Consider the following 21,714-nt stretch of genomic DNA (forward strand, 5'->3'; position numbering starts at 1 on the left):
ATAGGCTCCAGACCGCTTAATAGTCTCCAGACCTCTTAATATTCTGATAGAGAACATCCGATTGCCGGTTCCATTCCACCGCATAGGCCGGTAGCGGCGGCGACGTCAGCTGATGCCCGGCAATCTCCAGGACCTTGGCGAAGGGAATCAGCTTCTTTCTACGGACAAAAATGCCCTTGGCCAGAACACTCGCCTTCAGCTGACCCTTCTGATAAAAATCATGGCGGAAGATCCAAAACCGCTCATCCCAGCCGAGGATTGTACTTTTCACCTGAAACTTTTGCAGGGGCGCGATTTCCTTGTAATGAACCGCTTCCTGCGCCGTGATAACCGGCGTGCAGCCCTCTCGCAAAAGCTTCGTCAGGCTTCCCTGATCAAACATGGCACCGATGCGCGCCAGATCGCAGAAACTCGCATAACGCGAGTTGGTCAAATGCCCGTGAAAATCACAGTCATGCGGCAGGCAGATGAATTCCACCTCGGACGTCTCAAGGGGCTGTCTGGGATCCACCCGCCAGAGCTTTTTAAGAACGAGCAGAATAAGGCGAAAGACAAGGTTCATGTGAGGGCTCCCAGATCCTTAAGCAAATGATCCACCACAGTCAATCCTGATGTCACTCCAGCTTCGTGCCATCCCAGACCGAAATGCGCGCCGCAGTAATAGATACCCTGGCGCTGCTCATTCAGGGTGGGCAGCTCTTTATGTGTTTTCAAGGCGTGCGCGGTATAGCGGGCAATTTCCACATCCCGCGAGTGAATTTCCTTAGCCGGCGCGATGGCCTGAATCGCCCCCCAACTCACCACCACACCCTTTTCCAACTTGGGGTGCAGTTTATTGACCATATAGGTCGCCGCGCAGTTATCGGCCTTGGTATCGATATAAGGATTCCAAAAGCCTCGGTGCAATTCACGCGCGGGCAGCACGCTTTGATCCTTATGAATACACATCCTCAGGGTCGCGTATTTCCAGGGGTTCAAAAGGCGTTCTTCCACTTGTGTGGGTTCTTTCAAAAGGCGCAGGGCGGTGGCGGGTGGCGTTGCGATCACCACCCGATCGAATTCCTGGGCAGGCTGGTTTTTATGATGCACAAGGACCTTGCCCCCTTCGATCCGTTCAATCGATTGGATCCGAGCGCCAGTGTAAACCTTGCCTTTGATGGCGGCTTCCAATTTGGAAATATAACTGACCGTACCATTCTTCCAGCCACGCCAGGCGGTAAGCGAGGAGTGATGCAGAAGCTTATGATGATAAAGATGGTCCACTAAAAAACGGGCCGGCATCTGCCGAATATCCGCAGGCGGAAGGCCTACAAACATATGAATCAGCGGCAGCACCAGGCAATTGATTTCATACTCGCTCATGGGCACGGACTTTAGAAATTCATGGAAGTCCATGGCATCGATCGAGGCATCTTTAATATGATTCACCACAGCCCGCGACAGCTTTTTCAGCGTCATGGCCGTTTTATAAATGGTCAGCGGTTTTGAGAGAATACCCAACGGTTTATAGGTCATCATGAATTCAACACCCTTTTCGGTGTGAAAACAGAGATCCTGCTTGAAATGCTGCGTCTCACCGTAAACACCAAGCTCATGGATGAGTTTAACGAAATTCGGATAGGCGCCTTCATGAAAGGATATCACCGTGGTATCCATATTCACGCCGTTGTGGTTATACGTGTGCGCATGACCCCCAACGCGATCCTGTGATTCGAACAGTGTGACGTCAAAAGCTTCGTTCTTGCTCAGATAATAAGCGGCCGTCAGTCCCGAGATCCCGCCACCAATCACGGCTATTTTTTTCCGAGTTCCATTTCCACTTGTCATACAACAGCTCCACAGTGAGATCAGCTTCCGCAACAGCAGCAATGCAAAAGACAGGCACGAACTTAAGACATTGATTTTCGGAATCTAAAACGCAAGAAGCCTGCCCAGAGACTGGGCAGGCGGATGGATTTACTCAGCGCAGGTCTTTTTGAGTTCGGTGCTGGCAATCGCACTCAAGTAGGGATTGCTTGCATAAGGATCTTGAAACCGGAGTTCACCTTCCTGATCCACAGCCGTGGAAGGCAAAGTCGTTAACATATCGTAGGTCACGGCATAGATATCATAGAAATAACGAACAGCCGTCAGCGTGAATTCGCAGTTCTTCACCACGCGGCCGGTGATGTTTTTCACGCGAACGCTCAGGAGGTCACCGTTCTGGATGACATCGGTCAGAACCTGGAATTTCGCAGGATTGTTCGGCGTTCCATTCAAATCTTCTGGCTCAGGCTTGGGACTCACGACACCTTCGAGAGGATTCTGGCGGCCGGTAAGTTTGCGGGCCATGTCCACGATCAGGTTATACTGGAGAGCCACGCTGGTGTACTGGTTGCCACCGGTGCAGCGACGAGCGCTATCCATGAAGGCGGTTGACGTAATACCAGCGGTGAACCATTCGCCATTCTTCTGCACATAAAGGGGACCACCGGAATCGCCGCTACAGGCTGCCGTGCGACCATTGCGAACGCTCAGCGCGCCCTGACCGGTCTGACCCACATACTGACTATCCACAGTCCGTAGGGTTCCAAACGAGTTGGCTGTGTTATCGCTGCCGTAACCGGCCTGACGAACCCCCTCACCAGGCTGCATGGCCATGGCTGGCGGCAGCAGTTTGATGGGCTGATAGCCGGCTGGAATATCCTGGGCCAGTTTCAGCATAGCCACATCATTACTTGAACCTGTATAGCTCGGATTTACGCTCGCCGAAGCGATGTTGATGATCTTACGATCGCGGCCGCTGAATTCGATTCCAAAGAGTACGTAACCGCCTTGAACGGAATTGTCGTAACAGTGCGCGGCGGTCAAGATCAAGTCGCGAGCGATGATGGTGCCTGTGCAACCATTCAGCCCTACCGTGGAAACTTTTTCAGGTCCGGTGTCGGCGTTGGTGACCTTACGGCCGCCGACGATATCGAGTTCACTCTTTTGTTTGATACCACACGCACCGGCCACCAAGGGGAACATAAGGAAGACGATCGCTTTCGAGAGTTTCTGCTGCATCATGTCGGAGTCCTTTTAAAGGGTTGGCTCACGGCCACTTGAGCAAGCCCCATGCCGAGGGGGTGAACCGGGCTTGCGGGCCTCGGGACCATGAATACCAGGGGGTTAAGGCTCTCGAAAGCTGACATCTCCCTCCAGGAATCTGACAGCCTTGTAAGGCTCGTTGACGATTTTGGGCTTAAAACCTTACCGGACGTAAAGCCACGCAGCCAGCTTGCTCGCCGTGCAGATTTTTGAGGATACGGGAGCGAGATGGCCTGTCCGCCACGGAACACTTTACTGTTGTCTCGCACCAGTATATCAATCCACTTTCAGAACAAAGGGTGAATACGCAATTTCACCAGTGAATCATGGACACAGGAGCACCGCATGAAACAGTTTCCGCTTGCCATCCTCGCCCTGACCGTTGCCACCAGTTCGGGCTGCACGAAAAAAAAGGCCAGCTCAGAAGTGGTCATAGGCAGCGCCATCTACAAATATGATGATACGTTTATGTCCGGGGTAAGATCCGCCATGAGTACCGCCGCCGAAGGGAAAGCAAAAATCGACTTTGTCGATAGCGCCAATCAGCAGCCTATCCAATCGGAAAAGGTGGATCTATTCCTGGCCAAAAAAGTCAATGCGTTGGCGATCAATCCGGTGGACCGCACCGCTGCCAGTGTTCTCATTGAAAAAGCCAAGGCAGCAAATACGCCCATCGTCTTTTTCAACCGCGAGCCCATGCCCGAAGACCTTAAGAAATGGGATAAAGCCTATTATGTAGGCGCCAAGGCCGAGGAATCCGGCACCCTGATGGGCCAGATCGTGGTCGATTACTGGAAGGCACATCCAGAAGCCGATAAAAACAAGGACGGAATGATCCAGTATGTCATGCTCATGGGCGAGCCTGGGCATCAGGACGCCGAACTTCGCACGCAGTTTTCCGTCAAAGCCATTGAAGATTCCGGCATCAAAACCCAAAAGCTGGCCCAGGACACAGCCATGTGGGATCGCGTCCGCGGTCAGGAAAAAATGGCTGCATTTCTCGGCTCTCAGGGTGATGCCATCGAAGTTGTGATGGCCAATAACGATGATATGGCTCTGGGGGCCATTGAAGCCCTGAAAGCCTCCGGTTATTTCAAGGACAAAAAATTCATGCCCGTGGTCGGCGTCGATGCCACGGCTGCCGCCATGAAGGCTTTGGAAGATGGCACTCTGCTGGGCACCGTCTTGAATGATGCGAAAAATCAAGGCCAGGCGACCTTTGCCGTGGCCTATACGCTGGCCCAGGGCAAGACGCCGGATAAAGCCACCACAGGTTATGACATCACCGATGGGCATTACATCTGGATTCCCTATCAAAAAATCACCAAAGAAAATCGTCAGACCGCCATGTAAAGAGTGAGAGGCCGCAGCATGAGTGGATTTGTTCTGGAAATGAAGGGCATCAGCAAGTTCTTTCCCGGAGTGAAAAGCCTGGATGATGTCACCCTGAATGTACGGCCGGGGACCGTGCATGCCCTCATGGGTGAGAACGGTGCGGGCAAGTCCACGCTGATGAAGTGCCTCTTCGGACTTTATCAGCCGGATCGCGGCACCATTGTTCTGGAAGACAAAGCCGTTTCGATCAAAGAACCCAAACAGGCTCTGGATCTTGGCATTTCGATGATTCATCAGGAGCTGCATCCGGTTCCTGAACGCAGTGTGATGGAAAACCTTTGGCTCGGACGTTTTCCGCGCAAGCGTTGGGGACCCTTCCTCTGGGTTTCCGACCAGATGATGCAGGACGCGACTGAAAAACTCTTTCGTGAATTGAATATCGACATCGATGCGAAGATTCCGATCGGGCGCCTGTCCGTTTCCAAAATTCAATTGATCGAAATAGCCAAGGCAGTGTCCTATCAATCCAAGGTCATCATCATGGACGAACCCACGTCCTCGCTGACTGGTCCTGAGGCGGAGCGCCTCTTCGCGATCATTAAGGATCTGACGCAAAAAGGGGTGGCGGTCATCTACATCTCCCATAAGATGGAAGAGATCCTCCGGATCGCCGATGACGTCACGATCCTCCGTGACGGCCGCAATGTGGGGACCTGGAAAGCGACCGATCTGACCATCGATAAGATGATCAGCAGCATGGTGGGTCGCACGCTGGATCAGCGCTTTCCGCCCAAGAATAATATTGCGCATGAAGTGTTCCTCGACGTGCAGCACCTCAGTGCTCCAGCCAACGGACGTCTCCGGGATATATCCTTTACCGTAAAAAAAGGTGAAATTCTCGGCATTGGTGGCCTTGTGGGATCCCAGCGCACCGAACTGGTGGAAACGCTGTTCGGTCTAAGGCCCAAAGCCAGCGGTAAATTTTTCTCGAAGGGTCGCGAGATTGTCATCCGCTCCCCACGTGATGCCATTCGTCATGGAATGGCACTCCTGACCGAAGAACGGCGGGTGACCGGCATTTTCCCCAGCTGGTCGGTGCTGGAAAACACAGTGATTGCTCATCAGAAACATTATCGAGGCCCAGGCGGCCTCTTGCGGAATCAGCTGCGCATTCAGGATACGGAGCGCAGTATCAAGGATCTCAGGATCAAGACACCCTCATGGACCACGGCCATCAAAAATCTTTCCGGCGGCAATCAGCAAAAAGTTTTGCTCGCCCGCTGGCTCCTGACCCTGCCAGAACTTTTGCTGCTCGATGAACCCACCCGCGGGATCGATGTCGGCGCCAAAGCCGAGATCTACGGCATGATCATGGAACTGGCCAGGCAGGGCAAAAGCGTTATTGTGATTTCTTCAGAAATGGCGGAACTCATCGGCCTCTCGGACCGCATCCTGGTGATGTGCGAAGGTCGAATGGCTGGTATTTTACCGGGACAGGATGCAACGGAAGAACAAATTCTGCGACTCGCGACACAATTCAAGGAACCTGGGTGATGATGAACTCCTTTCAGAAGCGAACGTTGACTTTTCTTATTGAAAACGCGATCTACGTGGTGCTGGCTCTGCTGGTGGCTGGAATTTCCTTGCAGGATCCCAACTTTTTATCCGTAGGGAGCCTGCGCAATATCCTTTTAAGTTCCTCGACCAAACTGATACTGGCCCTGGGCAGTGCCATGGTCCTGATCAGTGGGGGCGTGGACCTGTCCGCCGGCCGGGTCGTGGGTTTGGCAGCCGTCCTATCCGCCTCTCTTTTGCAGATCGATGATTATCCGCGACGTTTTTATCCCGGCTTAAGCCAATTGCCTTTGTATATTCCCATCATCTTCGCCGTTCTGGTCGGGGCCGTCGTAGGCTCCTTCAATGGTCTGGCCGTGGCCAAGCTGAAGATTCCACCGTTTATCGCCACGCTCGGGAGCATGGTGATTATCTTTGGTTTGAATCTGATTTATTTTGATCAAGAACCCAACAACTCCCAACCCATCGGCGGGCTCCGCCCCGATTTCACGGAACTGGGATCGGGAAGCGTGGCCTCGATTCCCATCATTGTGATGATTGCGGCTGTGGTCCTGGGCCTGGCCTGGATCCTTTTCAATAAAACGCTGACCGGCAAGAGCATGTATGCCATCGGCGGGAATCGGGAAGCGGCAAGAGTCTCCGGCATCAATGTGGACAGCTCCTTGATTCGTATCTATGCCACCGCCAGTGCGCTCGCCGCACTCGCCGGCGTCCTGGAGGCCGCGCGATCGGGTGGTGCAAAAAGCAATTATGGCGAGATGTATGAACTCGATGCCATCGCGGCTTGTGTGGTCGGCGGTGTCTCCACCAGCGGCGGTATCGGCACTGTGCCAGGAATTCTGGCAGGTGTTTTGATTTTCTCGGTGATCAACTACGGCCTGACCTTTATCGGTATGAACCCGAACCTGCAGTATATTGTGAAAGGTCTGATTATTATAACGGCCGTGGCGATCGACGTGCGCAAGTACTGGCAGAGAGGCTGAACTCAAGAATGTCCCAATGACGGCTTGCCTCCACCTCCCAAAACAGGTGATTCTAATCTGTTTTCCTTGGGACTTTGGGAGCCGTCGTGCCGTTTTCTGCGCAAAAATTTATTCTGTTTGATGTCCAGACCACCGGCACCAACCCGGCGACCTGCGAGATTATTGAAGCCGGCTGGGGCATCTACCAGGCTTCTGCGGATCCGTTGACCGTCGACTGGCAGGTCCGCCTTGTCGCTCTTCGGGAATCCGCGAACCTTTCGCGGCGCATTCAGAAACTGACTGGCCTTGCGGCCAGCACCTGGCAGGAGGAGCCGGCCATTTCCTATGCGGCACTCATTGCCGAACTTTGCGAATTTCTACGGGAACATGATGGTCTGCCGATTCTCGTGCATTACGCGCGCTTCAAACGACCTTTCCTGTTGAAAGCCATCACCGATGCTGCAGATCGTCCGGATTTCCCCTGGATTTCAGTGCATGAACGGGTGGCCTGCACGTATGAACTGGCCAAACGCATGATGCCGCATCTGAAGTCGTTCAGCCTGCGAGCGGTGGCCGGCTATGCTGGTTTTTCCTTGGGGGACAAGAAAAGATCCCGCGATCATTTGATCGCCACGGCTTATATCTGGAAATATATGGTTGAAGAAGGCTCCCAGCTGCAAGGTCCGGCATCCCTGCCCCTGCAAGACGCTGCCATTCGACAAAAGCGCCTCGCCCTCCCCAATGCTCCGGGCGTATATTATTTTATGGACCAGGCTCAACGCGTGCTCTATGTGGGGAAAGCCAGCAGCCTGAAGCATCGATTGAATTCCTATTTTCGCGGCCAAAAAACCAAGGGCAGCCGTTTGAATGAAATGCTCACCCGCGCCGTGGATTTTCAATACCGCATGGTGAGCACCGAGCTGGAAGCTTTATTTCTGGAAAGCGATGAAATCAAACGTCTGGATCCCCCTTATAATCGGCTTCTTAAAACCGACGAACGTCGTGTGCAGAGCTTTCGCCTCAATGATTGGCTCGTGCCATCCGCATCGTGGCCGGCAGGTCCCAGCTGGGGCTGGCAGACCTGGGGGCCGCTGCTCTCACTGTGGAACTTTCAGTGGCTCCTCTCTATTTCCGGGGCGTCCGTCAAGCCCGAGGCCAAGCCTGCCAGCCGTTGGCTCGATGCGTTCTTTTCCCAGGACCTGCTGACGCTCGCCAAGGAAACCATCTTCGGGACCAGCCAACCGTGTGCTGAAACATGGAAAACCTGGGGCCAAACGATCTGGGAAGCGGCCCGCGTGGAAACGGATGATGATGAGATTGATGAAGACGTGGATGATAAGGACGCACTGGAAGAACCCGAGGAAGCCACCCCCGAACAGGCCGCTGCCTTTATTCAACACACCCTCTTGCATGCGATGCGCCAGCTGCATCGGGCGCGCTGGCTGCTGCGTTTGATGGAATGCCATATCCTCTGGCACGTCCAGGGCAAGGATGCCGGTTCCTATCGTCTCGTGATGAAAACCGGAATTCCTACCATGGAAACGAGTCATGATGTTGAGCCCGGTTGCCCTGAAACCTGGGGCCTCACCCGAGCCGAACGCCTGAGCGCAGTGGACCTGCCGATGCACGATCGGCTGACTATTCTTTATAGCGGATTACGCAAGGGTCTACGACGTGGCGATAAAATACGCATCTGCTTCAGACCTGGCCTGACCTTGGATCAGGACGAACTGCAACGTTATCTTTTGTAACAGGACCAGCATGACCCGACTGCCGATAGGTGTGCGTGAATTTGCAGTGCCCTTGCGTAGGGAAGGCAGCCTCACGTCCGGATCGGGCCCCACCCTCCTGCCTTTGGATTTTGGTCAGGAGATTCATACTCGCATCCAGGATCGCCTGCGGGCGGCCGACCCTCTTTATCAGGCCGAATATCCTTTGCAGCAGACGTTCAAGGAAGGATCCGTCCAGCTGCATATTCGAGGCCGCTGTGATGGTTTTTTTAATCACGAGCAGCCGTTGCTTGAGGAAATTAAATCCACCCACCGTTGGACAACCCTACAAAAGGAACTGCTCCAGAATCCCGACCATCCCTATGTTTTACAGCTCAAGGTTTATGGTTATTTTCATTGGCAGAAAACCAAAAAGGTGCCCGAGCTGCACCTGCGCCTTGTCTGTATGCAGACTCTTCAGGAAGAGGTGATGCCAGTCGAGTTTCAGCCGGAAGAGTTTCAAGTCTGGGTCGAGGCACGTTGCACCCAAATCGTGGCGGAATTGAAACGCTTTCGCGGCATCACGAAAAACCGCCATCGACTTTCGAAAAAAATATTCTTTCCCTTTCCTGAACCTCGCCCCTCGCAGGTGCAGCTGATGGGAAGCGTCACGAGTGCATTGGAAAACGATCAGCATCTTCTGCTGCAGGCGCCCACCGGTCTGGGCAAGACCGCGGGCGTCCTGGTCCCTGCCCTGGTCCATGCCCTGGCGCGCGGCAGCCCCGTGGTCTATATAGCGCCCAAAAATAGCCAATTTCAAGCCGCTGTGGATCTGGTCGCCATCTTTCACAAGCAGCGACTTGGCTTAAAGGTTCTAGTCCTCACGTCCAAAGCCAAGGCCTGTCGTCAGGCCGAGGTCAACTGCCATGAAAGCCTCTGCACCTTTGCCAAGGACTATCACAGCAAGGTGGAAACCCATGGCTTGTTGCCCCGTGATTCCAAAAAGAATCTTTGGGATTGCCGCTATTTTCAAAACCTCTCGCAGCGCTTTGAGATCTGCCCCTATGAAATTTCCATGGAGCGGCTGCGTGAAGCGGACCTTGTCATCTGTGACTACAACTATATTTTTTCGCCCTTTGCCAATTACCTGACCCGGTATGAGGATCCCATCCTGCCCCTCCCTGATCCTGTGCTGGTCATCGACGAGGCGCATAATCTGCCCGAGCGGGTGCGGGATGCCTATTCCGTGGAGATCCGACTCTCCACGCTGCAAAACCCTGCCCTGCCCAAAGCCCTGGTGCGGAAAGCCAAGGAGCTCTTTGAAGGCGTTCGTCCGGCCCAGGCGGAAGCCCGTATCGATATCGATGCCAAAGCTGTGAAAGCGCTTCTGGCAGAATGCCTCAAAGGGATGATTGAACGCTGGAGTGAACACGGCCTGCCCACGCACGAGGATCCGCTCTTCGAATTTTATATGGCCTTAACAGCTCTCAATCAGATGCTGGAGCAGCCGCGCGATGCGGTGCCCTTGATTTATAAAAGAGAGGGTGGCGACACCATCATCAAGGCCCTCTGTCTTGATCCTTCTGGCTTTATTCAACCGATTCTGGACCAATTCAGTGGTGTGGTCGCATTTTCCGCAACGCTGAAACCCTTTGCATTTTATCGCGACATCGCTGGTTTTGATCCGGAGAAAACCACCTGCGTTGAATTGAGTTCACCCTTCCCTCGTGAACATAAAAAAATTCTCATCATCCCCCAGGTGCAAACGAGTCTGCGGGAACGCGAGAGGCATTACCCCAGAATCGCGCAGATCATTCAAAAAGTGGTGGCCATCAAACCGGGCCCTAGTCTGGTATTTTTTTCAAGCTATGGCTTCATGCGTCAGGTCCAGACGGAGCTGCAAAAGCTGCAACCGGACTGGACCATCTTCACGCAAAACAATGCGATGAGTACCGACGCTTTGCATGATCTCTGGCAGGTGATCCAGGACACTGAAGGGGTTCTCCTGATACTCGCGGTCCAGGGCGGTTCACTGGCGGAAGGCATTGACTTCAAAGGACGCGGCATACAGAACGTTTTTATTGTGGGTCCAGCCTTGCCCACGGCCAATTTCGAACGTCACCTGATGCAGGATTACTTTGATAAAAAATACCGTCGTGGCCGTCCCTATACCTACACCTATCCAGCCATGACACGATCGATTCAGGCCGCCGGACGTATCGTCCGTGATGCCGGTGAACGCGGCGTCATCATCCTCATGGATCCGCGTTTTTTGGAGGCCGACTATCAGGAAACCATGCCCACGGATTGGTTCCATGAAACCGCACGCGAGCTCGTTTCCACGCAAATTATCCGCGATGTAGATGACTTTTGGACCGCTCAGGAGCATCCTTCCTAAAGCCTCGGCGCATTTTGCAATCCCATACGTCTCACGTCATGAACTGAAGGAGAGTGTTATGCGTCTTTTATTCTGCCTCATCCTGATGATGCTGCCGAACGTCCTGAAGGCAGCCCCGGACATTTGGGGCCTTGTTCCTCAACTCAGTGCCGAGGGTCCTTACCGTCCTGGGTTTCAGTCCTTTGTTGTGGAAGATCCCTGGCATCGGAATCAGAACCTGGTCTGGAAAAAACCTCAGCGACAGGTCCTTATTAATATTTGGTATCCGACTGCGGCCACGGCATCCAACGTCATCTTCCGGCACCAGGACTATTTTCAATCGACCGACCCGGATCTGCAGACATACCTGACCAACTATCAAAATTATTTGCTGGGCAGTCTCTATCGACAGAATAACGGTCGCACCATCACTCCGCAGTTGACACCCTTGCCTCGTACCATGTCCACGCCTCCCCTGCCCTTGGCCTTTTCCAGGCCCACCAACGTCTTGCGCGACGCTCCTCTGGCCAAAGCCTCAACCAAACCCTTTCCGCTTATCTTTTATAATACTGGCAACAAGGGCGGTTTTGATGAAAACGCTCCGCTCTTTGAATTTTTAGCGAGCCATGGCTTTGTCATCGCGGAAGCGGTCAGCAGTGATGCTGCGGGTAGTCTCGACCAATCCAGCCGCGAGACGAGCTGGGCAGGATCGGACCAAAGTTTGGCACTCACCGCGATTCAGGCAAAATTTCCGGGCCAGGGGCAAAAAATTATTCTGTTAGGACACAGCGGAGGGGCACAAAAGAGTCTCGAACTGGCCCTCTCGGGTCTCGACCTCGCCGGTGTGATCTTACTCGACACCACCCTCGAAGGGCAGGCCTTTCATAACTTCGACGTCGACATCCTCAAGCAGTTGAAGAGCGACCGGCATCGTGTTCAGGCTCCCTTGTTAATACTTTCGCAGCTCGATAAGAGCCTGATCAAGGATCGCTTTGCCATCTATCGAAGCCTGCCGCATGCATCGCGGATTCTGGTCGATTTTGGTGCAGGCGTGGAGCATGATGATTTTACCTGGCACGGGAGCCTGTTTCGTGCGGAAAAAGGCCAACTGACAGATGCCGTGAGAAAGACCTATCAGACCAGTGCCGATTTCATCCTCGCCTTTCTCCAAGATTGTGCCCTTGCTTCCTGCTCCAGAAGCATCCCACAAGTGGCGGCCTTATCCAAAAAGAATAGCCAGATTTTCTTCGATTTTTGGCCCGCGGCCCCGTCCGCACTTAGGACATCGGAGCTGAGAATGCTCTTAAGAAACGGTACCGCTGACGATATCGCCTCGCTGCACGGCTTGTTCAAATCAGGACGTCTCATGCCCGACATGGTGCGCGATACACTGGAGGCATTGCAACTTGAGGATGCTGCCGCTGAAGCGCAAAAACTTTGTGCTCACACACCCGAAAAAAGTCATTTTCTTAATTCGGCTTTGCTGTGCTGTTCGATGACTTACCGGGCCGGTGATCTCAATGCCGCGGCATCATATTGTCGAATGTATTTAAAGAAAAAAATTAAAAAACCAACACCCTGGGAGCAGATGGACCAGCACGATGCGCGCACGCTTTTAAAGATGATCGAAGAAGGTTAAACATACGTCCAAAGTACGGAATCTCATTCTGATATGGTTGACTTAACCAGTGCATCACCTCACCTACAATACAGACGTGATTATGCAACAGGCAGACTTCGGCGTGATCTCAAAGCCTTCTGCCCCAAGGCTCCTATCCTGGCATAAGTTTTGTAAAGAATGGCGCTCGATTGCAGTGCCAGACGATCGAGACTGGCAGTTCTGGCCAGAATACGCAGCATCCCTGCTAAAAGGAGAGAACCATGATCCGGACTACATTGAACAAGGCTCTTATTGTCGGCTGTATTGCGACTGGAGCAAGCATCGGTTTTGCTCAAGGCACCATGCCTGAGTCAGCACCCAATTCTTCCAACCTGGCAACCAAGCCCAACCAGGATCCCGGCCAAACTCCTGTTCAGTCCCTGACTGATTCCCAGATCACAACCATCCTGATGGTTGCTAATACCGCGGAAGTGAATCAGGGCAAGATGGCTCAAAAAACCGCCAAAAACAAGGAAATCGTGGAGTTTGCCAAGCAAATGGTGAACGATCACGGCCAGGCGAACAAGGAAGTGAAAGATCTGAACGCCCGTTTGAAAATCAAGGAACAATCGAGCGGGATTCGTGATCAGCTGGAAGCAGCGGCTCGTACGAGTGACAGCAAACTGAAAGGTAAAAAAGGCAACGACTTCGAAAAAACCTATGTCGATGAGCAGGTGACCATGCACCAGACTGTTCTGGACACGATCGACACTCAACTCGTGCCGAACGCCAAGACGGAAGAAATCAAGTCTATGCTCACCAAAATGCGCACGAACGTGGCCGCTCACTTGGATCACGCCAAGCAGTTGCAAACATCTAAAAACGCCATGTAATCCCTCCGAGCTGCTTCGGCAGCTCGTTCCTCTCCCAATCCCGCTTCGACCCATCCCCTGCCAAACGACCGATTCGTTTCATTTGTATCTTCATGGAAAATAAGCGAAGCTGGAACAAAGCCGCACACGCTGTTCCAGACTCGAGCGTGAGCCAGCGCCTGCAACGTCCTCGTCAGGATTCGGAGTAACGACGTGAAAGCCATTATCTATGAAGCGTACGGTCCACCCCATGTCCTTCAATTGAAAGAGATGCCGCAGCCTGTCGCCAAAGACGATGAAGTCCTCATCGCTGTTCGTGCGACTACGGTTTCATCAGGGGACGCAAGAATGCGAGCCCTCAATGTTCCCTATGGCTTTGGGCTCCTCTCGCGACTGGCACTGGGTGTTTTTGCGCCACGGACCAAGATCCTGGGCATGGAATTTTCAGGCGTGATTGCAGCGGTTGGCGCGAAGGTATCAAAATTCGAAGTCGGAGCCTCCGTTTTTGGAATGAGCCCGACCTTTGGAGGCTGTTACGCCGAATACCGCACCTTTCCTGAAAGCGGGCCGCTCGCCATCAAGCCATCCCGCATCACCTTCGAAGAGGCCGCTGCCCTTTGTTTTGGAGGCACGACAGCGCATGACTTTTTAAGACGAGGCAAACTTCAGCGGGGGGAACGGCTTCTTATCAATGGAGCTTCGGGAGCTGTAGGAACGGCGACGATCCAGCTGGCGAAGCACTTGGGAGCCCATGTGACCGGTGTGTGCAGCAAGGCAAACCTGGAACTGGTCCGCTCGCTTGGGGCCGACGCCGTGATCGACTATAAGGCGGAAGACTTTACGCGCAATGGCCAAACCTATGATCTCATCATGGACACAGCAGGAACAGCACCGTATGCACGCGTCAAAGGCTCCCTCCGTTCCGGCGGACGCTTCCTTATGGTCCTGGGCGGTTTGCCCGAATCGCTGGGTGCCGTTTGGGTGAACATGACCACCGATCACAAGGTCGTGGCCGGTGTGGCGAAGGTGCTGCCCGAGGATGTGCGCCTGCTTGCGGAACTGTCCAAGGCAGGAACCTACAAGTCGGTCATTGATCGCACCTACCCGCTGGAGCGCATGGTCGAGGCTCATGCGTATGTCGATGAGGGTCATAAAAAGGGCAATGTTGTGATTACAGTTTAAACGTCCCTCGGTTCATTCTAAGGTTCAAAATCAAGCACAATTCAGCTTAAACTCCTGCGCAAGGCCGAATTTTTTCGGCAATTTTGCGTAAAGGTGAATGACATGAGTCTGAATATTCCGCTCTCCGTACTGGACCTCGCCATGTACCCCGAGGGTAAATCCATAGCCGATGCGTTTCAGTCCAGCCGTGATCTCGCCCAGCACGCCGAAAAATGGGGATACTCCCGTTACTGGCTGGCAGAACATCACAATCTTGAAGGCATAGCCAGCTCGGCAACGGCTGTTCTTATTGGTTACGTTGCCGGGCATACTCAAACGATACGGGTGGGCTCAGGCGGCATTATGCTGCCCAATCATGCCCCGCTGATGATTGCCGAACAATTTGGGACACTAGCCACGCTCTATCCCAATCGTATTGATCTCGGCCTGGGTCGTGCGCCGGGAAGTGACCAGGCCACCATGCGAGCCATTCGTAAAGAAGCAGCCGCCTTGCCCTTTGATTTCGCTGAACAGATCGAGGAACTCGAATATTATCTTGCGCCGGCCAAACCCGAACAAAAGGTCCGAGCCATACCAGGAGCCGGCATCGATATCCCGCTCTGAATCCTCGGCTCGAGTCTCTATAGCGCTCGATTGGCAGCTCAACTCGGCCGTCCATATGCCTTTGCGGGCCACTTTGCGCCCCAGGAAATGCTGCACGCCGTCCGACTCTACCGTGCCGAATTCAAACCTTCGCGTCACCTCAACAAACCCAAGGTTATGATTGGCGTCGCCGCCGTGGCCGCCGAGACCGACGACCACGCAGAATATCTGGCCACAAGTCTTCATCAAAGACTCTTGACTCTCATTCGCGGCAACCTCAAGCCTTCACCACCGCCCGTTCGTAGCATGCAGGGCCTGTGGTCCCCCAACGAAGAGCAAGCTGTTCGCCAGATGACCAGCACCATGGTCGTCGGCAGCCCCGCCCGAATCGAAGCCGGCCTGCGCCAGCTCATCGAGCGTACAGGAGCCGACGAGCTCATCATCACCTCAGACCTTTACACCCACGACGATCGCTTGCGATCCTTTGACCTCATCGCCCGATTCGCTGAGCGTAAATAAGTGGAGGTTTGTCATGCGACTCTTATTCCATTCCTTGATTCTCCTTCTTCTCCAAAAGCCTTTGCAAGCGCAGGACGTCATCACTCTCAACCTATGGGAACAGGATCCTCCTTCCATCGGCCAGGAGATTGATAAGTGGATCGCGGTATTCCAAAAAAATCATCCCAAAATTCGCATCATTCGTCAGCATTATGAAAACGAAACTCTCCGCACTAAATTCCTGCGGTCCGCGGCCACGGGCGATGGTGCGGATATCGTGTATGGCCCTAATGATGTTGCAGGTGTGTTTGCCAAAGCCGGCGTGATCCAGCCTGTCGATACGTTGTTTACCAGGAAGGACTTTACAGAAAGTTCGCAGCGCATGACGGAAGTTGATGGCAAAATCTGGGGTGCCCCATTAAGCGAGGGCGCCCATCTGCTTTTGTACTATCGCCGATCCCAGGTGAAAGAAGCACCGAAAACAACCAAGGACCTGATTGAAAAAGCCCAGGCTTATACCGACGCCAAAAGCCAGCGCTATGGACTGGCCTATTATATGTCCGAACCTTTTTGGTTTATTCCGTTTCTCAGCGGCTTTGGCGGCTGGCCTTTGATCGAAAAGGACAAGGCCCATGCCGTCACCATCGATACTGCAGAAACGCGGCAGGCCCTCCACTATGTGATGGCTCTGCGCGACACCTGGAAAATCACGCCTGCCGAATGTGATTTTGACTGCGCCAAAAGCCTGTTTTTATCCAAACGTGCGCTCTTTCATATCAGTGGTGACTGGGAGTTGAATGCCCTTCGCGACCAGGTGGGCCAGGATCTGGCCGTCGCGCCCTTGCCCATTTTAAGCGAAACAGGCAGGATGTTAATGCCGATGATGGGCGGTCGCTTCCTTTACGTCAATGCCACGGCACAAGGGCCCAAATTGGCCGCCATCAGGAAGTTCATCGAATTTTCGGGTTCGCCGCTTGTGCAGAAGCGCATCGCCAAGCAGTTGGCCAGCATTCCAGCTGCGGTTGCCGTGAGGCAGGATCCTGCGCTGCAATCCATTCCTTTGCTGAAGCAGAGCATGGAGGCTGTCACACAAGCGCGACCCATGCCACCCCAGGTCGAAATGCGAGCCGCCTGGGATGGTATGCGCATCATGATTCAACGCGCTCTGTCCGGAACGGAATCGGTGGAGCGGGCCGCAAAAACCGGGCAAAAAGCAGCTGACGAAGCGTTGGCCGCGCTGCGGGATCCCAAACCTTCAGCCGCGAAAAAATAGCAACGCGCTGCGCCTTGAACTTGTGATGGAGTGTTCATGATTTTTTTCAAACACGGAATGATAACCCTCGCGGTTTGCAGTCTCTTCATGAGGGTGACACCATCCCTGGCTCAGGATGCCTCCGACCGTGGCATGGATAACGTCGATCCTCGTGCCGTGCAGCAGGATAATAACGCAGCCCCGGCAGGAAACACGCCGGGGCAGGTTCCTGGTGAAGGCCCACAGAACTCACAACTGCCGCCGGGTCAGGCCCAGAATCAAGAGGGTCAACCTCAAGCCCAGCCTTCATCACCAGGGTCGAGACCACTGCAGGGTGAACCTCAACCGGAAAGCTACAATCAAGGTCAGAGGCAATTTCAAGATCAACCGGCAACGCCAAGGCCCTTGCAAAATCAAGATCAACCGGCAACGCCAAGGCCCCTGCAAAATCAAGATCAACCGGCAACACCAAGGCAACCGCAAAACCAGGACGCTCAACCGGTTCCCGGCCAACCCACCGATCAAGGACGGCAGGCCCCATCGAAACCGAACGCCGTGCCTGTCCCGGTTCCCGTTCCTGTGCCCGTACCCGCAGCTCCGGCGCCAGCGCCTCTGCCTGAACCCGAGCCTGAGCCCACCGTTCAACCTCAGCCGCAGGGTCCGAAGTCAGCTGCACAACAATCGTATGAAAACACCATGCTGAACCGCTGGAAGAAAGCTGCGGATGAAATCGCCGTACTGGACACGAGGCCTAATACTTTGAAAGGCAAGAAGCTCAAGGCATTTCGCGAATCCCTGCGGACGGCTTCGGGCAATCGATCGATGGCGCGGACCAAATTGGATCAACTCACGCGGGGCTCTTCGGCTGATTTCGACAAATTGAAGTCGGGTGTCGAACAAGCTTTTACGAATCTCGAGGCATCCATCCGCAGGGCACGTTCCCATTTGAATGAACAGGCTGCCCCGTAATCTTAACGTTCGTTATAGTACGAATGATCCTTCCAGCCCAGCTGCAAGGATTCCACATGCACCCAGGAAATTTCTTCCTTTTCATTCTGTCCGGCGGGACGAAACACCAATTTTGCGTCAGGGTGGAGCAGATAAACCTTCCGCCGCCCGGCCCAATCCGTCACCCGCAATCGTGCCTTCAAAAAGAGGCCGGGCAGGACATTCCGCTGCATGCGAACATCGGCCTTACGCAAATATTTTCGCTGCACGGCTGAAGCCTGGATTTCCGGTATCGACATATATTCCAAATCACCAAACACAACCCGGCCCCCATGCAGCTGCAGGCGATCCCAGGTGGGAAGTTCCTTTAACGCCTCAACCAGGCTGGAAAAGTTAAACTTGTGGGAAATCTTTTTTTGCCAGAATCGTCGCTTGGGCTGCCCACATTTGGCAAGGGTTAGCGCCTCCAGAACGGCCATTTCCACGACGGCTCCGCATTGCTTCAAATCAGGGCTCATCACCACCTGAGGGTTGGTGAAGAGGACGATCGAGTGAACAGCATGATCGGGCAAATGAATGTTACGCTGAGCCAACCAGTGGATCAGGGACATGGCCTTGTCTGCATTCAAATGAATAGGATCAACCAGAATTTTCTTTTCGTTGCCACGTTCCTGAAGCCATTTGCCACGCTGCCGCGAGAGACGGCCACCCCAGTGTTTCACTTCGATAACCAGTATTCCCACTTCTGTGACCAGAAGCAAATCCACTTCATACTTGCCTGAGCCTTGATATTTGGGAACCCGCAGGGATTGAAACACCATGGCCTTGCCGTGCAGCTTTTTGAACATTCCTTGCAACTTCGCCCGGGCCAGCTCCTCGCCCAGCGATCCAGCCTGATCGCTGGCCACAGCCCGATATTTGATTTGAGACTTGCGCAGCCACTGCATTTTTTTCGCCAGCATACAGCATCCTTTTTCAGACCAGGTTCGGCCCAAGGCTGATTCTGCAAGGCTCTCACCGCCCAGGATGCTTTTATAATCATGCACTTACAGAGGGATGCCTGCCTAAAATCCTGACAGGCGTCAGACCGTTTTGGGCAGAAAGAAAAATTTTCATAACCTGGACGTGATCTTCCACGCTTGAGCTCAAACCCTGGGAATGTCATGACTTTTCCGTAAAGGTTCAGGACCATCCTCCGATAGGAAAAGCGAGATCACCAGGGAAGGATGATACCCTTGGCCTTTGGCGCGAAAAAAACCACCGAGCAGTTGATACTGGAAAACGATCAGGCTGATCTTTCCAAAGCCAGCTACAGCCCGGATCTGAGCTACACAGATCTGGACGCTGAAACCGACACGTTTTCGGTGACAGTCGATCGTGTACATTTCCGCAAGCCGCTGGAGATTGTCCTCGCCGTCCTGGAAGCCAATGGCTATGCCAGCAACTTTGAAAATCTGCTGTCGTGTTTTGATTCCATGGTGCACAGCGTCCGCATCCGAGCCGCGGATCGGTCGGGAACCGAGGCCGTCACCGCTCGCAACTTCATACCGTCTCTTAGCTTTCAGCTCCCCTCCAAGAGCAAGGTGGGCTTTCTCCTTAAAAAATTCTATGCTGAAATTGAAGCCTATGAACTGGACATTGCCCGCTTACGCGCCGGTGAACAGGACGAAGCCGGCAATAAAAAACAGAGCCGCGAACAACTCAAACGCGATCTGGAACGTTTGCAGACAGAAAACGCCAAGCTCCTATCCAACGTGGCCCTACTCACCGAGCAGCTGGCTCAGGCGATGAAATCCCAGGCGCATGTGACCAAAGCCCTGGAATCCAACAATATTATTCCACCTCAGCTGAAACCCGTCCTGGTCCGCGAGCTCAGTCTGCAGGAACGAACAGTCACCATGAAAGCCGGTCGGACCACTTATACAATTCCGATTTTCTTTCTGCGAACGATGCCCAAGATCGGTGATCCTTGCTTTCTGAATATCAAAGACGATCAGATTGTGGACGTCTATTTTTACGAAAACCCCGGCCGTGAATTCCACAGCGAGATGGCCGAGGTCCTTTATGTGTCCGAAGACAGCTGCAAACTTCGGGATTCCCACCGCAAAACCATGATTTGGCAGGTGAAGCATCCGCAGGAGGCCCAGGTCTTCACCCAGCTGAAGCGCGGAGATAAGGCTATTCTCTCGAGTATCGATAATGTCATCGTGAAACTTAGTCTGGTCGTGGATCAAAACACGGATCGCTGGAGCCAGTTCGTCCTGGAAAAACAAACCGTTTTCCAATTGGAAATGGATCGTAAGGGCGATTCGGCAGCCTTGCCCCTCTTTGAAAAAAAGGACTAGAAACCATGGATGGACTCTCGTTTAAGAAGTACATGCAGACCACGCAAAAGCGCTTTGATCCGCTGGCTTTGATCCTAAGCCTCGCAGGGATCGGCGCTGTGCTCTATTCCATGGCGCAGCACAACAAGAACTCGTCCTTTTTCGACTTTCATAGCTTTATGATCGTCCTGGGCGGAACCCTGGCCAGCCTCACCTTTCAGTTCGATCTGCGCAGCATGCTGTCCAGTGTCGTCCTGGTGAGTAAATCCTTTCTGGGGACCCCGGAAAAACCCATCATGGGCATCGTCAAGGAACTCGATGATGCCATCCTGAATCAGGCCCAGCTCGCTGAATTGCGCGAAGGTCTGGCCATCGACGGCGAACTACTGAACGACATTGTCTTCATGCACCATCAGGGCCTTCTGTTCGAGGAGATCGATGAATTCGTTACCTCCCGCGTGGCCGATCAATATCTGGGCCGTAAAATTGCGGTTGAAGTCTTACGTAAGGGCGTGCTGATCGCCCCAGCCTTTGGCTTGTTCGGAACGGTTATGGGTCTGATTGGTGTTCTAAAAACCCTCAGTGATCCCAGCAATATCGGCAATTCCATGTCCCTCGCTCTGATGACCACTGCCTATGGCGCCGGCTTGAGTTCACTCGTTTTCACGCCCCTGGCCGGTCGATTGGAACATCACAACATGATCTACCTGGATGTCCATCAGCAAATTCTGAGTAAAATCGGCATTCTGCTGAAACGTGAGGAGAGGACTCTTGAAGCTTCAGGAATTGGCTAACAGCTCAGAAGAAAGTTCAACCACAGCTTTTTATATTGGCCTGAGCGATCTCATGGTCCTGCTGCTGGTCTTTTTCCTGATGCTGATTTCCATGAGCAAAATCGACAAAGGTTCCTTCGAAAAAATTCGCGCGGGCTTCACCGGTTCCACCAAGGGAACTCTGGTTGAGCTTGCGGGCCAGCTTCAAGCCATCGTGGAAGGTCAACCGGGTATTCCTGGGGTGAAGGTCCACCTGGCCGAGGATGGGGTGCGCCTCGACCTCGATACCGGCGCCCTCTTCGATTCCGGCAGTGCCAAGCTCAAACCCAATGCGATTGACCCTCTGGCGCCCATCCTGCAGATTATCAGGGACACGGCTTATACGATCGACGTTGAGGGCCATACCGATGATGCTCCGATGCATCGCATTTTTAAAATCGACGGTGTTCCGAATGTGGAGAATAACTGGTCCCTCAGCGGTCGTCGGGCCAGCAGCGTGATCAACGTCCTGCTGGAGGATGGATTTCAAGGCGACCGTCTGCGCATCGTAGGTTATGCTGATACGAGACCCATTCAAAATGTAGCGGACAAACAGGATGCGGAATTGGAAGCGGCACGGGCTCAGAACCGACGTGTTTCCCTGCTGATCAAATAAG

17 protein-coding genes and 1 pseudogene are annotated in these 21,714 nt (G+C 53.6%); 14 read left to right on the top strand and 4 right to left on the bottom strand.

All coding sequences use genetic code 11. The features are described from left to right. Positions 1-16 precede the first annotated feature (16 nt). From VE954_RS14940 to VE954_RS14950, 3 genes are all read right to left on the bottom strand, one after another. A complete protein-coding gene (locus VE954_RS14940) occupies positions 17-562 on the bottom strand; it encodes an acyl-CoA thioesterase (RefSeq protein ID WP_324954102.1) in 546 nt (181 codons plus the stop codon). Continuing rightward, positions 559-1,827 (bottom strand): FAD-dependent oxidoreductase, encoded by a 1,269-nt coding sequence (locus tag VE954_RS14945; RefSeq protein WP_324954104.1) that lies wholly within the window; start codon positions 1,825-1,827, stop codon positions 559-561. The genes VE954_RS14940 and VE954_RS14945 overlap by 4 nt, the downstream gene beginning before the upstream one ends. Before the next feature lie 129 nt (positions 1,828-1,956). Then, positions 1,957-3,048 (bottom strand): S1 family peptidase, encoded by a 1,092-nt coding sequence (locus VE954_RS14950; RefSeq protein ID WP_324954106.1) that lies wholly within the window; start codon positions 3,046-3,048, stop codon positions 1,957-1,959. A 366-nt stretch (positions 3,049-3,414) separates the two neighbouring features. Between VE954_RS14950 and VE954_RS14955 the strand changes: the two genes are divergently transcribed. From VE954_RS14955 to VE954_RS15010, 11 genes and pseudogenes are all read left to right on the top strand, one after another. After that, positions 3,415-4,422 (top strand): galactose ABC transporter substrate-binding protein, encoded by a 1,008-nt coding sequence (locus VE954_RS14955; RefSeq protein ID WP_324954108.1) that lies wholly within the window; start codon positions 3,415-3,417, stop codon positions 4,420-4,422. Between the two features lie 18 nt (positions 4,423-4,440). Beyond that, complete coding sequence (locus VE954_RS14960; protein WP_324954110.1) at positions 4,441-5,958, top strand: sugar ABC transporter ATP-binding protein; 1,518 nt, start codon at positions 4,441-4,443, stop codon at positions 5,956-5,958. A gap of 2 nt (positions 5,959-5,960) precedes the next feature. Beyond that, positions 5,961-6,962: a galactose/methyl galactoside ABC transporter permease MglC gene (mglC, locus tag VE954_RS14965; RefSeq protein WP_349263822.1), complete on the top strand. Its 1,002-nt coding sequence runs from the start codon at positions 5,961-5,963 to the stop codon at positions 6,960-6,962. 86 nt (positions 6,963-7,048) lie between these two features. Then, positions 7,049-8,692, top strand: coding sequence for a GIY-YIG nuclease family protein (locus VE954_RS14970; RefSeq protein ID WP_324954114.1), 1,644 nt, complete (start codon positions 7,049-7,051; stop codon positions 8,690-8,692). 10 nt (positions 8,693-8,702) lie between these two features. Beyond that, complete coding sequence (locus VE954_RS14975; protein ID WP_324954116.1) at positions 8,703-11,048, top strand: ATP-dependent DNA helicase; 2,346 nt, start codon at positions 8,703-8,705, stop codon at positions 11,046-11,048. Between the two features lie 58 nt (positions 11,049-11,106). Beyond that, complete coding sequence (locus tag VE954_RS14980) at positions 11,107-12,666, top strand: hypothetical protein (protein WP_324954118.1); 1,560 nt, start codon at positions 11,107-11,109, stop codon at positions 12,664-12,666. A gap of 242 nt (positions 12,667-12,908) precedes the next feature. Continuing rightward, complete coding sequence (locus VE954_RS14985) at positions 12,909-13,520, top strand: DUF4142 domain-containing protein (RefSeq protein WP_324954120.1); 612 nt, start codon at positions 12,909-12,911, stop codon at positions 13,518-13,520. Between the two features lie 192 nt (positions 13,521-13,712). Beyond that, the gene (locus VE954_RS14990; protein ID WP_324954121.1) at positions 13,713-14,681 is read left to right on the top strand and encodes an NAD(P)-dependent alcohol dehydrogenase; all 969 of its coding nucleotides are present in this window, start codon (positions 13,713-13,715) and stop codon (positions 14,679-14,681) included. 102 nt (positions 14,682-14,783) lie between these two features. Next, positions 14,784-15,782: pseudogene (locus tag VE954_RS43800) on the top strand (LLM class flavin-dependent oxidoreductase). 13 nt (positions 15,783-15,795) lie between these two features. Further along, the gene (locus VE954_RS15005; protein ID WP_324954125.1) at positions 15,796-17,034 is read left to right on the top strand and encodes a sugar ABC transporter substrate-binding protein; all 1,239 of its coding nucleotides are present in this window, start codon (positions 15,796-15,798) and stop codon (positions 17,032-17,034) included. A gap of 36 nt (positions 17,035-17,070) precedes the next feature. Further along, a complete protein-coding gene (locus VE954_RS15010; RefSeq protein WP_324954126.1) occupies positions 17,071-17,982 on the top strand; it encodes a hypothetical protein in 912 nt (303 codons plus the stop codon). Between the two features lie 2 nt (positions 17,983-17,984). On the opposite strand, the gene VE954_RS15015 is transcribed toward VE954_RS15010, so the two are convergent. Next, a complete protein-coding gene (locus tag VE954_RS15015) occupies positions 17,985-18,923 on the bottom strand; it encodes a nuclease-related domain-containing protein (RefSeq protein WP_324954128.1) in 939 nt (312 codons plus the stop codon). 273 nt (positions 18,924-19,196) lie between these two features. Between VE954_RS15015 and VE954_RS15020 the strand changes: the two genes are divergently transcribed. From VE954_RS15020 to VE954_RS15030, 3 genes are read left to right on the top strand one after another with little or no spacing between them, the layout of a single operon-like run. After that, entirely contained in the window at positions 19,197-20,306 is a 1,110-nt protein-coding gene (locus VE954_RS15020) for a hypothetical protein (RefSeq protein WP_324954130.1), read from the top strand. Positions 20,307-20,311: 5 nt separating this feature from the next. Then, positions 20,312-21,079 (top strand): MotA/TolQ/ExbB proton channel family protein, encoded by a 768-nt coding sequence (locus VE954_RS15025; RefSeq protein ID WP_324954132.1) that lies wholly within the window; start codon positions 20,312-20,314, stop codon positions 21,077-21,079. Continuing rightward, the gene (locus tag VE954_RS15030; protein WP_324954134.1) at positions 21,057-21,713 is read left to right on the top strand and encodes an OmpA/MotB family protein; all 657 of its coding nucleotides are present in this window, start codon (positions 21,057-21,059) and stop codon (positions 21,711-21,713) included. The genes VE954_RS15025 and VE954_RS15030 overlap by 23 nt, the downstream gene beginning before the upstream one ends. Position 21,714: the final 1 nt, after the last annotated feature.

The organism is Oligoflexus sp., from assembly GCF_035638955.1.
In the GTDB taxonomy this organism is placed as follows: Bacteria; Bdellovibrionota_B; Oligoflexia; order Oligoflexales; family Oligoflexaceae; genus Oligoflexus.

Excerpts from the sequence above, each read along its gene's own strand:
- VE954_RS14940 (WP_324954102.1), bottom strand. The coding sequence starts at position 562 with ATGAACCTTGTCTTTCGCCTTATTCTGCTCGTTCTTAAAAAGCTCTGG.
- VE954_RS14945 (WP_324954104.1), bottom strand. The coding sequence starts at position 1,827 with ATGACAAGTGGAAATGGAACTCGGAAAAAAATAGCCGTGATTGGTGGC.
- VE954_RS14950 (WP_324954106.1), bottom strand. The coding sequence starts at position 3,048 with ATGATGCAGCAGAAACTCTCGAAAGCGATCGTCTTCCTTATGTTCCCC.
- VE954_RS14955 (WP_324954108.1), top strand. The coding sequence starts at position 3,415 with ATGAAACAGTTTCCGCTTGCCATCCTCGCCCTGACCGTTGCCACCAGT.
- VE954_RS14960 (WP_324954110.1), top strand. The coding sequence starts at position 4,441 with ATGAGTGGATTTGTTCTGGAAATGAAGGGCATCAGCAAGTTCTTTCCC.
- mglC (WP_349263822.1), top strand. The coding sequence starts at position 5,961 with ATGAACTCCTTTCAGAAGCGAACGTTGACTTTTCTTATTGAAAACGCG.
- VE954_RS14975 (WP_324954116.1), top strand. The coding sequence starts at position 8,703 with ATGACCCGACTGCCGATAGGTGTGCGTGAATTTGCAGTGCCCTTGCGT.
- VE954_RS14980 (WP_324954118.1), top strand. The coding sequence starts at position 11,107 with ATGCGTCTTTTATTCTGCCTCATCCTGATGATGCTGCCGAACGTCCTG.
- VE954_RS14985 (WP_324954120.1), top strand. The coding sequence starts at position 12,909 with ATGATCCGGACTACATTGAACAAGGCTCTTATTGTCGGCTGTATTGCG.
- VE954_RS15005 (WP_324954125.1), top strand. The coding sequence starts at position 15,796 with ATGCGACTCTTATTCCATTCCTTGATTCTCCTTCTTCTCCAAAAGCCT.
- VE954_RS15010 (WP_324954126.1), top strand. The coding sequence starts at position 17,071 with ATGATTTTTTTCAAACACGGAATGATAACCCTCGCGGTTTGCAGTCTC.
- VE954_RS15015 (WP_324954128.1), bottom strand. The coding sequence starts at position 18,923 with ATGCTGGCGAAAAAAATGCAGTGGCTGCGCAAGTCTCAAATCAAATAT.
- VE954_RS15025 (WP_324954132.1), top strand. The coding sequence starts at position 20,312 with ATGGATGGACTCTCGTTTAAGAAGTACATGCAGACCACGCAAAAGCGC.